General features: G+C 62.1%; 10 protein-coding genes. 1 reads left to right on the top strand and 9 read right to left on the bottom strand.

Annotated elements, in window-relative coordinates; genetic code table 11:
* Positions 1-197 precede the first annotated feature (197 nt).
* A complete protein-coding gene (locus C5748_RS15450; protein ID WP_425350266.1) occupies positions 198-2579 on the top strand; it encodes a DNA translocase FtsK in 2382 nt (793 codons plus the stop codon).
* A 58-nt stretch (positions 2580-2637) separates the two neighbouring features.
* On the opposite strand, the gene xylB is transcribed toward C5748_RS15450, so the two are convergent.
* From xylB to C5748_RS15495, 9 genes are all read right to left on the bottom strand, one after another.
* Positions 2638-4116 carry a xylulokinase gene (gene xylB, locus C5748_RS15455; RefSeq protein WP_105742838.1) on the bottom strand — a complete coding sequence of 493 codons (1479 nt, stop codon included), beginning with the start codon at positions 4114-4116 and terminating at the stop codon, positions 2638-2640.
* Positions 4116-5201, bottom strand: coding sequence for an ABC transporter ATP-binding protein (locus C5748_RS15460; RefSeq protein ID WP_105742839.1), 1086 nt, complete (start codon positions 5199-5201; stop codon positions 4116-4118). Before C5748_RS15460 ends, xylB begins: the two co-directional genes overlap by 1 nt.
* 1 nt (position 5202) lies before the next feature.
* The gene (locus C5748_RS15465) at positions 5203-6810 is read right to left on the bottom strand and encodes an FGGY-family carbohydrate kinase (RefSeq protein WP_105742840.1); all 1608 of its coding nucleotides are present in this window, start codon (positions 6808-6810) and stop codon (positions 5203-5205) included.
* 17 nt (positions 6811-6827) lie between these two features.
* Positions 6828-7796 (bottom strand): sugar-binding transcriptional regulator, encoded by a 969-nt coding sequence (locus tag C5748_RS15470; protein ID WP_245581815.1) that lies wholly within the window; start codon positions 7794-7796, stop codon positions 6828-6830.
* Positions 7793-8734 (bottom strand): TIM barrel protein, encoded by a 942-nt coding sequence (locus C5748_RS15475; RefSeq protein ID WP_105742841.1) that lies wholly within the window; start codon positions 8732-8734, stop codon positions 7793-7795. Before C5748_RS15475 ends, C5748_RS15470 begins: the two co-directional genes overlap by 4 nt.
* The gene (locus tag C5748_RS15480; RefSeq protein WP_105742842.1) at positions 8731-9549 is read right to left on the bottom strand and encodes a carbohydrate ABC transporter permease; all 819 of its coding nucleotides are present in this window, start codon (positions 9547-9549) and stop codon (positions 8731-8733) included. Before C5748_RS15480 ends, C5748_RS15475 begins: the two co-directional genes overlap by 4 nt.
* A complete protein-coding gene (locus tag C5748_RS15485) occupies positions 9549-10451 on the bottom strand; it encodes a carbohydrate ABC transporter permease (RefSeq protein WP_245581816.1) in 903 nt (300 codons plus the stop codon). The genes C5748_RS15480 and C5748_RS15485 overlap by 1 nt, the downstream gene beginning before the upstream one ends.
* Before the next feature lie 38 nt (positions 10452-10489).
* On the bottom strand, positions 10490-11038 hold the full coding sequence (locus tag C5748_RS15490; protein ID WP_245581817.1) for an SIS domain-containing protein: 549 nt from the start codon (positions 11036-11038) through the stop codon (positions 10490-10492).
* A gap of 75 nt (positions 11039-11113) precedes the next feature.
* Positions 11114-12457 carry an ABC transporter substrate-binding protein gene (locus tag C5748_RS15495; protein WP_245581818.1) on the bottom strand — a complete coding sequence of 448 codons (1344 nt, stop codon included), beginning with the start codon at positions 12455-12457 and terminating at the stop codon, positions 11114-11116.
* Position 12458 lies beyond the last annotated feature (1 nt).

Genomic DNA, 12458 nt, shown 5'->3' on the forward strand with positions numbered 1-12458 from the left:
CAGCCGAGTATGGCTCTGTTGCCGCCGATTCTCCCGCCCCCGTCGAGCCTTTCCATGGTCACCGCAATCCGACGGTCGCCCCGGTATCCATACCCGGCACCGCTTATCAGCCTTTACGCCCCACCCGGCTTCAGCCGCCGGCCACGTCGAAACCAATTTCATCCGCCGGGAGCACCATGAAATCCAACCCTGCACCAATGACGGCGTCGATCGTGCACCAGTCGGAAGCCAGTGAAACCGGCTATCCCACAGTGTGGAAACACGCCTTTTCGCTGGCCGAAAATGTGCGTTTCACACGTACGCCTGACTGCGAGCTGACGAAATCGAACGAATCTCCGTCGGCTGAGACCAGTGATCCCCACCAAAACGACCTCGTGCGCCCAAGGAAAGCGGCCCGGGAAACACCGGCAGCGAGTGCAACGGTCGGAACGGTCTCTGCGCCTCGGCAGGCCGGGCATGTATCGCCAGATACAGACAGGCTTCAAAAAAGCGGCGGCCAGATACCGTCAAGTTTCCCGACCAGGGAAATCAAGGCGATTCCGTCACGTGCCCAAAACGCGGCATCGCCGGCCAGAGAACAGGACACGCCTTTCGCCAATTTGTCCGACTTCGCCTATTGGGAAACGATGGAGTTGCATGGTGAAGTGCCTCCGGCGCCGGCCATAACGCCTGCGGCCATGCCCCCTTCCCGGCCAAAGTTGCAGAGTGCGCCCGGCGCGATCACCGCCATGTTCCGTGTCGTGGAGTTGAGGCTGCCGGGTGAGCCGGATGCCGGAATGCCGACACCGCCATTGGCTGATGCCGATCTCGGTGCAGCTGCGGCACGGCCCGAACCGATTGCGCATGGGCAGGACGACAAGGCGGAGCAGAGCGCTGCTCAGCAGCCGGAGATCTCAAAAACCATAGCCGCGCCCAGCGATAATAACAGCCCGCGAAGAGCCGTACCGGTTTCTCCTGTCGCCACGGTGCGGAAGGAGTCTTTCGTCCCCGCTCGCATGGAGCTTCGCCTCAATAGCGCCGCAGAACAGCACGGCTATGAATTGCCGTCGGTTTCGCTGTTGCAGGAGCCTGTGGAGCAGACGGGAGAGGTCATCACGCAGGAGATGCTCGAGCGCAAGGCCGGGCTTCTGGAAAACGTTCTGGAAGATTTCGGCATCAAGGGCGAAATCATCCACGTCCGTCCGGGCCCCGTCGTAACGCTTTACGAATTCGAGCCGGCACCAGGCGTAAAATCCTCGCGCGTCATCGGTCTTGCCGATGATATCGCCCGCTCGATGTCGGCATTGTCGGCGCGTGTCGCGGTGGTTCCCGGCCGCAACGTCATCGGCATCGAACTGCCCAACGCCACCCGGGAAACCGTCTATCTGCGCGAGATGATCACCTCGTCGGATTTCCAGCGTTCCGGCTTCAAGCTCGCGCTGTGCCTCGGCAAGACCATCGGCGGCGAACCCGTCGTCGCGGAACTCGCCAAGATGCCTCATCTGCTCGTCGCCGGCACCACAGGCTCAGGCAAATCCGTCGCCATCAACACCATGATCCTGTCGCTGCTCTATCGGCTGAAGCCCGAGGAATGCCGCCTGATCATGGTCGATCCGAAGATGCTGGAACTGTCGATCTACGACGGCATCCCGCATCTCCTGACACCCGTCGTCACCGACCCGAAGAAAGCCGTCATGGCGCTCAAATGGGCGGTGCGCGAGATGGAGGATCGCTACCGCAAGATGTCGGCGGTCGGCGTGCGCAATATAGACGGCTTCAACAGCAGGCTCGCTTCGGCAAGGCAGAAGGGCGAAGCGCTGGTACGCACCATCCAGACCGGTTTCGACAAGAACACCGGTGAAGCCCTCTACGAGCAGGAGGAGATGGATCTCGTGCCGATGCCCTATATCGTCATCATCGTCGACGAGATGGCCGATCTCATGATGGTCGCCGGCAAGGAGATCGAAGGCGCGATCCAGCGCCTGGCCCAGATGGCCCGCGCCGCCGGCATCCACCTGATCATGGCGACGCAGCGTCCCTCCGTCGATGTCATCACCGGCACCATCAAGGCGAATTTCCCGACGCGCATCTCCTTCCAGGTCACGTCGAAGATCGACAGCCGCACCATCCTGGGGGAACAGGGCGCCGAACAACTGCTCGGACAGGGCGACATGCTCCACATGGTCGGCGGCGGGCGCATTTCGCGCGTGCACGGCCCCTTCGTTTCCGACGAGGAGGTCGAGAAGGTCGTCACGCACCTCAAGGCGCAGGGTCAGCCGGATTACCTCAACACAGTCACGGCGGATGAGGAGGAAGAGGTCGAAGCGGAGAATAGCGCGGTATTCGACAAGGGTGCCATCGCGGCCGAGGATGGCGACGACCTTTTCGAGCAGGCCATCAAGGTCATCATGCGTGACAAGAAATGCTCCACCTCCTATATCCAGCGCCGCCTCGGCATCGGCTATAACCGTGCCGCTTCGCTGGTCGAGCGCATGGAGAAAGAAGGCCTCGTCGGCCCGGCAAACCATGTCGGCAAGCGCGAAATCCTCTCGCAAAACCGCGACCGGAGCGTTTCACACAGCGAGGATGAGGGTATCTGAGCGTCCTTCGAACTCCTGCCTAACCCATAGGCCCGAAAACCCGCTCCGGTTTTCGGGCCTATGTTTTTGCCGCGGCGGGATACATGCCGAGATAGCGTTCCCGGCGTTCGGCAAAGATCGGCGCCTTTTCGGGATCGGTCTCGAAGCGCGCCCGGATGGAAGGTTTATGGCAGATCGCCTCTACAGTCCCCGCCCCAGCCGCGACCATTCCGAGGCGCGCGGCGCCGAAGGCTGCGCCGATCTCGGCCCCCTCGGGCAGATCGAGCGACAGGCCCAGCACATCGGCCAGAAGCCCGTTCCAATAGGCGCTGCGCGAGCCGCCGCCCACCAGCATGCAGGAACGCGGTGCCGCATCTGCCGCTTTGAGCACGTCGAGACCATCGGCCAACGCAAATGCCACCCCTTCCAGCACAGCATAGGCAAGCGCCCCGGCATCGTGCTCGGCTCGAAGACCGCTGAACCCGGCGGTGGCGTTGGGATCATTATGCGGCGTCCGCTCGCCCGTAAGGTACGGAAGGAAGACCGGCGCCGCCTCGCGCCGTCCGGGATCGGAGGCGAAGTGCTTGGCCTTTTCAATCAGGCCCGCCACATCGTGCTGATGCCCGGTCAGCCCAGCGAGCCATGCCAGCGCCGAAGCCGCCGAAAGCGCCACCACCATGCCGTGCCAGCGCTGCGGCAGCGCATGACAGAAGCCATGCAGCGTCCGCTCAGGCAGCGAGACGAGCCGATCGGTCGAAACGAACAGCACGCCCGATGTTCCAAGCGACAGGAAACCATCACCAGGGCCGATAGCGCCGATGCCGACCGCCGAGGACGCATTATCGCCCCCGCCGCCCGCAATGGGAATTTTTCTGCCCTTGAGGCCCCAGACCGCTGCCACATCGCTGGAGAGATAGGCCGATATCTCCGCCCCCTCGACCAGATCCGGCATCTGCGCGCGCTTCATGTCGCATGCTTGGAGAAGCACATCGTCCCAGCATCGCCGGCCGACATCGAGCCATAATGTCCCCGCCGAATCCGACATATCCGACACATAATCGCCCGACAGTCGATAGCGCAGATAATCCTTGGGCAAGAGCACCTTGGCGACATTCCCGAAGATTTCCGGCTCGTGCCGCGCCACCCAGAGAAGCTTCGGCGCGGTGAAACCGGGCATGGTCGTGTTCGACGAACGGACCATGAAATCCGGAACCCGCTCCAGCAACTCGCCGCATTCGCGCCCGCAGCGCCCGTCATTCCACAGGATCGCCGGTCGCAGCACCGAACCATGCCGGTCAACTAATGTCGCGCTGTGCTGCTGGCCGGAAAGGCCAATACCCTCCAGCTGTGAAAAGGCTTGAGGCGCGAGACTACGCACCTGAGCCACGGCCTTTTGCGCGGCCTGCCACCACTCCTCCGGATCCTGCTCCGACCACATCGGCCGCGGCCGCAGCACCTCGACCGGAGCGGACCCCTCGGCGATCAGCGCCTGATCCTCGTCGAGAAGAACGGCCTTTACGGAAGAGGTCCCGACATCGATACCAAGATAGGTCGCCATCAGATCGCCAGCCCCTGCTGGTCGAAGAGATAGACATGTTCCGAGGCAATGCCGACCGCCATATCCTCGCTCTTGGCGATACTGAGGCGGCCGGGAGCAACGATGGTCATGACAGGACCATCTACCGGCTGGGCGTAGATCTGGCTGGCGCCGCCGAGATATTCGGTGAAATCAGCCTTCATTGTCAGTACCGGACGGGCGGAGCGCACTTCCAGATGTTCCGGCCTCATCCCCACCGTCACGCTGTCGCCAACCTTCACCTGATGCGGATGTTTGCTGGCGATCTCAAATTCGCCGCCGACGAAAGCCGGACTGGACACGGTCAATTGCCGCTCCGCCACGGCGGTCACCGTAGCCGGCAGGAAATTCATCTTCGGCGAACCGATGAAGCCGGCGACGAACATATTGGCCGGATTGTCATAAAGTTCGGTCGGCGTGCCGATCTGTTCGACGCGCCCCGCCCGCAGAACGACGATGCGGTCGGCTAATGTCATGGCCTCGATCTGGTCATGCGTGACATAGACCATAGTGACGCCGAGCGCGCGATGCAGCTTGGCGATCTCGACACGCATCTGCGTGCGCAATTCCGCATCGAGATTGGACAGCGGCTCATCGAACAGGAAGAGCTTGGGATTGCGGACGATCGCCCGGCCGATCGCCACGCGCTGGCGCTGCCCGCCCGAGAGCTGGCGCGGCTTACGCTGTAAAAGCGACTCGATCTGCAAGATGCGCGCCGCCTCCGTCACCCGCTTCCTGATCTCCTCCTCGCTCGTCTTTACCATGCGAAGCCCGAAGGCGAGATTGTCGAAGACGCTCATATGCGGATAGAGCGCATAGGACTGGAACACCATCGCCACTTCGCGCCGCGCCGGCTCCACATGGGTGACGATCTTCTCGTCGATGAGAACATTGCCATCGCTGATCTCTTCCAGGCCGGCGATCATGCGTAGGAGGGTCGACTTGCCACAGCCGGACGGGCCGACGAAAACGACGAATTCGCCCTTTTCCGCCGAAAGGCTCACGCCTTGGACGGCAAAATGCTCGCCATAGCGCTTGACCACATTGTCGAGACGAAGAAATGACATATCAGATAGCTCCAGACGGTTCCGCCGGCGACAGGGCTTCGAGCGCCCGCCCGGCGATTTCTATCTCGTTTCTGGTTTTGAAAAGCGTGAGGTAGATGCGGTAGGCGGCATCGTGCGCCCGCTGCCAGTAAGGATCGGCATCGAGCACCGTTTGCCCGGGCGCCATCGCCTCCAGGCTGGCGAACAGATCGGCATGAAAGCCGGCGGCGACCGCCGCGACCATCGCCGTGCCGAGAAGCACCGGCTCCTTGGCATCGCTGACGATCAGCCTCGCGCCGATCACATCCCGATAGAGACGGACGAGGAGCGGATTGTGCAGATGCCCGCCGGCCAGCGCGACGCTGTCGAACGCATAATGGCCATTGACGTTCAAGTGCTCGAGTATCTGCCGGGTCTGCAGCGCCAGCGCCCGCGCCGTGGCGTAATAGGCCTCCAGAAAGGCGCGCTCGCCCGTCTCCGGGCCGATGCCGGTTGCCAGCGCCCGTACCCGCCCGTCGCCGAGCGGCGCGCGGTTGCCGAGCCAGTCCGGCACGATGTGACGGGTTGCGGCGAAGGCTGCCCCCTCCGCGTCCAGCAGCTTCAGGATCCGTTCGGCGGTCTGGAGATGCAATGCGCTCGATGCCCTGCCGGGGCTCGCCGGATGATGGTTGAGCACGGCATCGAGCGCCGTGCCGGAAAGGCTCTGACCGGCCTCATGCATCCAGTAGCCGGGAAACACCGCATCCTTGAACGGACCCCATACGCCGGAAACATGGCGCGCGTCGCGGGCAAAGGGCATGTAGCAGGTGGACGAGCCTCCGATCATCGGCAGGAGATTGTTCATCCGCGCGGGAAAGCCGCGCCCGAGAACGCCGAGCGCGCCCGCTTCCGCATCGATCAGCCCGATGGCGACGGGAATGCCGGCGGGAATGCCGAGCGCCGCGCCGGCGGATGCGGTCACCCTGCCATGCATCTCGCCAACCCTTCCCGGCTTCTCCTTCAGATGCCCGAGCGCCGTCAGATCGCCGATGCCGATTTTCTCCAGCAGATCCTGGCACCAGGGCTCCGCCTCATTGGGGAGATAGGGCCACTTGCAGCCAAGCCCGCAGACCGAATGCCGGTCCGTATCCGTCGTGCACCGCGCAAGCTCGTCGCAAAGGTCGCGTGCGCCCGTCACCCGCGCCCAGACCGCCGGGCGATGCCGTTTCAGCCACAGGAGTTTCGGAAGATTGGTTTCCGGTGAGAGCGAGCCGCCGACATGATCGAGAAAACGGTGGCCTGTCGCATCGATTTCCGCTGCCTCCGCCTCGCCGCGATGGTCCATCCAGCACATCACATCGCCGCCGCCATCGAGCGGTGCTCCACCCTCCGCTTCGATATAAAGCGATGACGTGGCGTCGAAAGCCAAGCCCGCGACCGAGGGAGCAAGTTCTGGATGCTGCGCCAGGCACTCCGTCGAGGCGTGGCAGACGGCCTGCCAGATATCGTCCATCCGGTAGACGGCATGATGCTCCGCCGGCGTCAGCAATTCGAAAGAAGCCGATGCCGCCGCCAGCAATCGTCCTTCAAGGTCGAAGAGACCGGCCCGCGCGGAAAGCGTCCCGACATCGATCGCAAGCAGATGGCTCATTGCGTCCTCATCATGCGTCAACCCTTCAAAATGGCTTCGGCTACGTCTTCATCCGTGACGAGGCGGTTGACATAGCCGGCCTTGAGCACCGCGCTGATGATCGGCACCTTGTGCATGCCGCCCGATGCGAGGATCGATGACGGGATCAGCTTCAAATCCGAGGGCTGCATCGCCATGACCCGCTGGTTCAGCGGATGATCGACGGGCTTGCCATCCTCATTGAGAAACACACCGAGAATATCGCCAACGGCACCCGCCGCCTTCAAAGTCGGCAGATTTTCGGTCACGATCTGGGTCTTCGCCAGAAGTGAATGGCTGGAGAGATCGCCACAGGCGATCAGCGCCACCGCCGTCCTGCGGCCGCGCTCCATCGTCTCCGCAAGGCCGTAATGGGTAAGCAAGGTGGTGCGGCTTTCGCTCGACGGGCAATAGATCGGAGCCGCCACGTAATAGCACTCGGCGCCCAGCATGCGGGCGAACTCCGTCGATACCTCGAATGTGTTCGTACCCGATCCGCGCGTCAGCCCGCCCATCAGCGCCGCAACCCACGCATTGGGAAGGCGGCGCGGCGTCAGATGCCGCCTCGCCGCCGAAAGCGTCTGGCCCCAGCCGATGCCGAACCCCTTGCCGTCGACAAGCAGCGGATCGAGCATCGCAGCCGTCGCGCGACCAAGCACGCGATGCAGATCCTCCAGATTGGAAACCGAAGGCACCACGGAACAATCGACAAGGCCGAACCGCTCCTTCAGCTTCTCCTCGAGCACCACGCAATGCGTAAGCGGCATCTTTATGTCGACACTGACCAGACCGTCGCTCCTCGCCTGGACGACGATCTTGTTCACCCGCAGGCGGGTGATGTGCAATTTGTCGGCGATCTCCTGCTGGGTGAGGCCACCGACATAATAATACCAGGCGACGCGCGCGCGGATCTGGTCCGTATCGCCTGACATATTGGACTGTGCTTCGTTTGCGGTGAATTCGTTCAATGGTTCTCTCTCAGGCCCTCTTGGGCAAAAGCCGGTTTGAGCATCGATATCGAATGCTTCAACGCCTTGAGTATCGACAGATCGTCCCGCTCGAAAGGATAAAACACTTCCAGGAAAGCCGGCCTGTCGGCAAGCCCGAACCGCCGCTGCAAGGCTGCCGCCTCACCGGGATCGACCGCGCCGCTCTCGCTGAAATCCCAATGGCGGTCATACTGGAAATCGGTTTGCTGCAGATGAACCATGCCTATATCAGGCGCGAGCGCTTCGAACCATTCCGCCATTCCCGCGCGATCACGCCCGTAAAGCGGCTCGAAGGTGGCGTGTCCCCAGTCAACGCAATATTTCCACGGCACGGGCGACCCCGCCAGATCGGCAGCCATGCGCTTGGCCTGCGCCACCGTCCACGGCCATTCGCGGCGCATCGGCGTCGGCTCGACATAGAGCTCGACGATCCCGCACTCCTTCGCGGTCCGCGAAAGCCGGCCCATGCGGGCGATCAGATCGTCATACTCCGCCGCCGGGATGCTATCGAGCTCCTTGCCATCTATCCCAGAAGCGACCGCACCCAATGGCCCGCCGACACGATAAATCCCGGCATCTGCCGCGAAGCGATAAGCCTTCTTCATCCACTCCTCGGCGATATCACGAAGCCGGGGCTCGGGATGAAGAAGCTGATTGAACGTATAGTGGGCCAGGCCGATGAAGGCGCTGTGGACCGTGATCCCGTACCGCTCCGCAGCGTTGCGGATGTCCTTGGCGCAATCGGCCAGTACATCCTCCGGCCAGGTCGGATCGACGAGATCGAACGAAAGCTGCACCAGATCGAGGCCCAATTGCTCGCGCACGATCGGCGCCCACAGATCGGGCGTCACCCATCGCTTCACGCAGAAGGAGAGATTGATCCCGAGCGGAATGGATGCCGGCTGCTTCTCCGTCATTTGGTCGCGCCCATGGTAAGCCCGCGGACCATATGCCTGGAGACCAGCAGCGCGAAGATCGTCACCGGCAGCACGATCACCGTGCCCGTCGCCATGATCTTGCCCCAGGGCAGTTCATAGCCGGACATGAAGCTTGTCGCCATGACGGGAGCGGTCTGGACGCTGCGCCGCGTCAGCACCAGCGCATAGAGAAGTTCGTTCCAGGAGAAGATGAAGCTGAAAATGGCCGATACCGCGATACCGGGTAATCCCAACGGGACATAGATCTTGCGGAAGATCGTGAACTGGTCCGCGCCATCGAGGCGCGCCGCCTGTTCGAGTTCGATCGGAATGGAGCGGAACTGGTCGGTGCAGATCCACACCACGATCGGCAGGTTGAAGGTGAGATAGATCAGGATCAGCACCAGATGCGTGTCGAGGATGTTGAGTTGCAGCGCCAGGAGATAGACCGGCAGCGCCAGCACGATCGGGCTGATCATGCGGTTCGAGATGAACCAGAACCACAGATCCGACTTGCCGCGGAACTCGAAACGGGCCAGCGCATAAGCCGCCGGCGCGCCGAGTAGCACGGAGAGCGCCGTCGTCAGCGTCGCCACGATCATTGAATTGACGATCGAGCCGAACACTTTTTCGTCCGCGAAGATATCGGCGTAATTGGCGAGCGTCGGCGTGAAGAACCACACCGGCGGCGATGCCAGCAGATCGCTCTGGTCCTTGAAGCTGGAGGACACCATCCAGTAGAAGGGAAAGAGCGTGAAGCAAAGGACGGCGACCAATCCCGCCCCGTGCAGCACCCGGCGAAGCGTCATGGACATCACTCGATCTCCTTGTAGATCAGCCTGATATAGAGACGGCTCAGCACGATGGTCACGATCAGGAGCAGGATCGCCTGAGCCGAGGCCGTGCCCATGTCGAAAATGCGGAAACCGACGCGCTGGATATAGATCGAGACGAGATCGGTGGCAGCGCCCGGTCCGCCACGCGTCATCACGAAGACCATGTCGAAGAGCTTGAGAATATCGGCCGAACGCAGGATCAGCATCGCAGTGAGGCCGGGCAGCAGATAGGGCAATTGCACATGGCGCAGCAGCGCCGTCTTCGAACTCGTCTCCAGCCGCGCCGCCTCCTCGATCTCGACCGGCACCATGGACAGGCCGGCGAGGAAGATCAGCGCACAGAACGGCGTCCATTGCCAGATATCCATGATCGCGATGGCGATGAACGCGCCGGTCGGCGAGCCGAGCCAGTCCATGCCGCCGATCCCGATGGCATTGAGAAACTGGTTGGCGACGCCGAAATCCCGGTTGAAGATCAGCCGCCCGATCAGGCCGACGACGGCATAGGTCGTCGCCAGCGGCACGACGAGCGATATGCGCGCCAACGCCCTGAGCATTCCGAGGCCGGGCCGATGCAGAAGCAGGGCGATGCAGATGCCGAAGAAGAGCTGGAAAGGCAGGACCGTCACGAAGAAACGCGCCGTCAGTCCCATCGACTGCCAGAAGGTCTGGTCGGAAAGGACATTGATGTAATTTTCGAACCCGACAAAGGGAAAGCCCTCGCGCGGACGAGTGATATTGTAGCGCCGGAATGACGTGACCAGCGCCGAGATCACCGGATAGATGCCGATGCCGAGCAGCGCGAATACGGCGGGTGCCAGAAACCAGAATGGTGTCCAGCGTCCATAACCCGGATTAAGCCTCGTCTCTGTCCGTTCCACCAACTCTCCTCCTCTCAGCGTCCGATTCAAGCTGCCGCTCATTCCAGATTGGTATGATTGGCGCGCATCGCCTCGGCCGAAATGCCAAGCCGCTCCCGCAGCTTCAGGACCATCACCTCGAAGAGAATGTATTGCGCGCCCTCGTAGAGCGAGCCCATCGGCAGAACCGACACGCCAGTTCCAACATCATCCGCCATCGTCTGAGCCGGAATGGTCAGCATATGATCCGCACGCTTTGCCGCCTCGCCATTCGGCTGTGCAGTGACGACAAGCGTTTTCGCGCCGGCTGCCTTCGCCTCTCCCATCAGTCCCAGAACGGTCGAAAAGCTGCCGGGTCCGGCGGAAACGATCAGCAGATCGCCCTCGCCCACCGGCGGCGTCGTCATGTCGCCGACGACGGCGGCCTCGAGGCCCAGATGATGGAGCCGCATGGCAAAGCCCTTGATCTGCAATCCTTCACGGCCGACCCCGTAAAGCACGATGCGCCTGGCACCGGCAATCACGGCGACGGCATCATCAACCGCCTGCTCGTCGATACGCTCGAAAACCGCGCCAAGCTCCGCAAGCGCCTGATCGTATAGCTTCAAGAACGCCTCCTCCCCAGGATACATGCCTATGCGGCGACCGGTCGGGTGGGGAGGTTCCCACCCGCCGATTTCAGACTATTGCAGCAATTCCCGCTTGCCGTCGTAATAGCCTTCCTTGCTCAGAATATCCTCCATGCGGGTTCCGATCTCCTTGGCGCCGGCCTCGGTCGAGACCTCTCCGAGCATCATCTTGGTTCCCCATTCCGCGATGATTTCCGAGATGGCCGGCCAGGCCGGGAAACGCGGACGGAATTCCGGCACGCCCTTCTGCCAGGAGGCGACCATCGGCTCGACGAATTTGTATTTCGCCTTGATGTCGGCATCCTCATAGATCGATGTGCGGCCGGATACGCCGCCGGCTTCCACGTAAGGACGCGCGATTTCTTCCGACGTTGCCCATTGGATGAAAAGCCAGGACGCCTTCTTCAGATCATCGGGAGCCTGTTCGGCAACGGCAAGCGAGAAGCCGCCCAGCGCCGGCAGGCGTCCCGCCGGACCGGCCGGTTCCGGCGCGACGGCAAGGCAATCGCCGAGCTTGGAGGTCGCCGGATCGGTCAATGTGCCATAGAAGGCCGACCATTCGGTGATCATCGACACCTGCCCTTGCGCCAGCGCATTGACGGCTTCCGCATGGTCATAGCTGACGATGCCCGGAGGCATGTACTTCATCAGGTCCTGACGGAATGTCAGCCCCTTCTGGCTGGCTTCGCTGAGGAGGTTCGACTTGAACTCCTCGTTCAGGAGCGAACCACCGAAAGGCCAGAGCACACGCATGAAACTGTCCGCCGACTGGGTTTCGCCGCGCCGCGACTGCAGCGCGAAGGCATACTGGTTCTTGCTCGCATCCGTCAGCTTCGGCGCATAATCCTTCAACAATGCGTCCCAGGTTTCGGGCGGCTTGTCGAAGCCCGCTTCCTTGAGTTGGCAGGAATTATAGAACAGCAGCCCCGAATAATTGTCGAAGGGAAGGCCGTAGGTCTTACCGCCCCAGGAGCCGAACGCCTCGAGCAGCAACGGGAAAAAGCCCTCCAGCTTCAGATTGGGATCGGTGATCGATGGATCCGAGGTGAATTCGTCGATCGGCACGATCCAGTTGTTCTCCGCAAATTCTCCGATCCAGACGAGATCGACCAGCGCAATGGTCAGATCGCCGTTCGAGGTGAAGTTGAGCACCTGCCTTTCGCGGCTGTTCTCATAGGGCACGATCTCGTAATTGACCTTGATCCCCGTCTTCTTCTCGAATTCCGGCAGGAGCTTGATGATCGCGCGATAACCTGGACGGTCCAGGAAAACCACATTGATCTCCTTGCCTTCAAAGGGCTTTCCGGCGGTCTCCAGCCAATCCTGGGCCAAAGCCGCCGACGCCGCGCCGGCCATGAGCGCCAGCGCGCTCAGCGATGCATACAGAAATTTCCTCACG

It is taken from the genome of Phyllobacterium phragmitis (assembly GCF_002980495.1).
GTDB classification, from domain to species: Bacteria; Pseudomonadota; Alphaproteobacteria; order Rhizobiales; family Rhizobiaceae; genus Paramesorhizobium; species Paramesorhizobium phragmitis.

Coding starts and splice junctions, on each gene's coding strand:
- C5748_RS15460 (WP_105742839.1), bottom strand. CDS start 5,201: ATGTCATTTCTTCGTCTCGACAATGTGGTCAAGCGCTATGGCGAGCAT.
- C5748_RS15475 (WP_105742841.1), bottom strand. CDS start 8,734: ATGACGGAGAAGCAGCCGGCATCCATTCCGCTCGGGATCAATCTCTCC.
- C5748_RS15450 (WP_425350266.1), top strand. CDS start 198: ATGACGGCGTCGATCGTGCACCAGTCGGAAGCCAGTGAAACCGGCTAT.
- C5748_RS15465 (WP_105742840.1), bottom strand. CDS start 6,810: ATGAGCCATCTGCTTGCGATCGATGTCGGGACGCTTTCCGCGCGGGCC.
- xylB (WP_105742838.1), bottom strand. CDS start 4,116: ATGGCGACCTATCTTGGTATCGATGTCGGGACCTCTTCCGTAAAGGCC.
- C5748_RS15480 (WP_105742842.1), bottom strand. CDS start 9,549: ATGTCCATGACGCTTCGCCGGGTGCTGCACGGGGCGGGATTGGTCGCC.